The sequence below is a fragment of the Leisingera sp. ANG49 genome, assembly GCF_059694505.1.
On sequence record NZ_JCATZN010000030.1, the window covers coordinates 1 to 2519 of the forward strand.

A 2519-nucleotide genomic window follows, 5' to 3' on the forward strand; every position below is an offset into this window, starting at 1 on the left:
ATGAGTTAAGAGGGCTTGACGGTGGAGGACACCGCCATGCCACAATCCAATCAACAGGAAGGCAAGATCGGAAGGAGGTTTACTAGGCAGGCACCGGCATCAACACCCCACCCAAGATCAACAACGCAAGCCACTGCATAGCCGCCGCAAGGCGCATAAGAAACATCGGCAGCGCAAACACCAGCATTCGCGCCACACCCCCCCAAAATGCCGACAGAAGCTGCTGCTGCGCAAGCGGAAGCGTTTGCGCCACAGCCTCCAATATAGGTGATAGATGCATTGGCACCGCAGGCGGCAGCGTTAGCTCCACAGCCAAAAATTCCCGTTAGGCTGGCCTGCGCTCCGCATGCCGAGGCGGCAGCGCCGCATGCAGAAAGTCCTGTCGCGGATACCGCCGCGCCGCATGCTGAGGCGGCGGCACCGCAGGCAGCTGCGAAAGTAACAGCTGCTCTAGCACCGCAGCCGCTAACTGCGGCCACACAAGCTGCAGACCCGGTTAGCGAAAAGTTGGCAGCACATGCGGATCCGGCAACAGCGCATGCCGATGCCCCGGTTAGCGAAAAGTTGGCCCCGCATCCACTCGCGGCGGCACCGCATGCCCACCCGGCGATGCCTGAATAATCTGCACCGCAGCCTCCAGCCGCAGCACCACACGACGCGGAGGTAACCGTATAAGACGCACAAGGGGAACTAAAGTTTGCACCGCAAGCGTCCGCTCCGCAGACTCTAGGGTAATTATCTTCGGTGAGAGTTTCTACTTCATACCATTCATTAGGTGAACGTCGGTAGCGAGTAAGAGAGCCAGTTCCAAAAGTACCGTCCCCGTTACCTATATAGGTATAAACTTTTTGGTTGCTCCCGTTATAGACATCCAAAGTACTGCTAACCAAAAGATCGGCATTTCCATCACCGTTCAAATCCCCGACGGCCACAGACAATTCTTCGTTCCTACCAGTGCCTAAGCCACGTATGTACAGATGGTCACGCAGCCCCTGTCCGGAGAAACCGGGGCCCTTAGTGAAGCTACCGTCACCATCCCCGAAATAGGAAGTTATATAGTGGTACGTATTGTCATGAGATTCTATAAACTCCTTTCGGTGGTGTAAAATATCTGGAATGCCATCTCCATTGATATCAGTGATACTCGCACTAGAATATTGGCCGTTAAAATTGGAAATGGCAAGCCCATCACGGGTAAAGGTACCGTTTAGCCCCAGAGTATTACCCGCCGAATCAACAGGCCCCAAGGAAAAGGATCCGTCACCGTCGTTCAACCAAACTTGAATAGTATTGTTGTTGTCACTGTTCCAATCCGCAGAAAACTCGTGGCGAAGAATATCTTCATAGCCATCATCGTTGAAGTCAGCTACCTTAACAAGGCACTTGCTTCCATTGAAGTGACCTCCATCCAAACCAATAGAGTTTCCTTGGGAATCTACAGTCCCCTTGGAGAAAGAACCGCCCCCATCATTCAGCCAAACCTGAATCGTAGCATAATTATCATAGTTCCAATCCGCCGCAAACTCGTGGCGAAGAATGTCTTCATTGCCATCATTGTCGAAATCCCCGGTCAACACAGAAACCTTGTCACCACGGAAAACGGATCCATCCAAACCCATCGTGTTTCCCGTGTTAATGTGAACAATACTAAGCTGCTCTCCAGAATAAACACCGCGCCCTTTAAGAAGGACCTGAATATTATTGTTCGGGTCGGCCGCAGCAGCGTCGACTTCTAGCCGGACTGTGATGTCATATCCATCTCGTTCCGGATCCGGATCCGGATCCGGCGGAATGTACCGACCTCCCGACGGCATGCCATGCAGCATGAGCTCGACATCGCTGATTTCCCGGTCCTCGTACTCATCTTCACCTTCTAAGACATCATCCGCGACATCCAGCAACAGCCCACGGCAGAATGCCATGAAGATGTCCGGGGCAATTTCGATGTCGACCATCTCAACGCCGCTAACAAAGTCGGTCGGAAGTCCGCTGAGTGTCACTACACGGCTATTGAGTGCGACAAGCGTATAGTCGCCAATACCTGTGATCCGGATGCCGATGTGCCCGCCCAGGCTTTCAAGCCATGCCGCATGATAGGCCGTCGGCAGCATCTCGTGCATCACAATGCCGAAGGGCGCAGCAGGTGACGACATCTGCATCTGCGACATCTGTGACCAACGGTCATTCGTTAAAAAATCCGCATTCAATTCGATCCCCTCTGCAAACTCTCGAAAGGACTGCGGGTTTGAAAGTCGTGTCGGGTCCAGCGCGCAGACATCGTCTAAAGTCATTGCCAGCTTTGAAATACTATCAATTTGTAACATTCTCATCCTTTCCGCAGTGCAAATGCTGGGACTTCACGCTGGTGAAAATCCACCTGTCCGTTCAAGGTCCATCCTGGCCTCCATGAGGCTATGCAATCCCGCAAATCTCTCAATCGTGGCGCAAGCGGCCTTCTAATCTGGAGCAAGGGTTAGTTTTGTCAGTCGCTCCCGTTTCTGTTGAACTCCTTTAGAGAG

The 2519-nt window shown here is 52.8% G+C and carries 1 protein-coding gene; it reads right to left on the minus strand.

Going from position 1 to position 2519, the window contains the following annotated elements:
• Positions 1-50 precede the first annotated feature (50 nt).
• The gene (locus AC58NV_RS23475; protein ID WP_497229298.1) at positions 51-2324 is read right to left on the minus strand and encodes an FG-GAP repeat domain-containing protein; all 2274 of its coding nucleotides are present in this window, start codon (positions 2322-2324) and stop codon (positions 51-53) included.
• Between the last annotated feature and the right edge of the window lie 195 nt (positions 2325-2519).

Excerpts from the sequence above, each read along its gene's own strand:
- AC58NV_RS23475 (WP_497229298.1), bottom strand. The coding sequence starts at position 2,324 with ATGTTACAAATTGATAGTATTTCAAAGCTGGCAATGACTTTAGACGAT.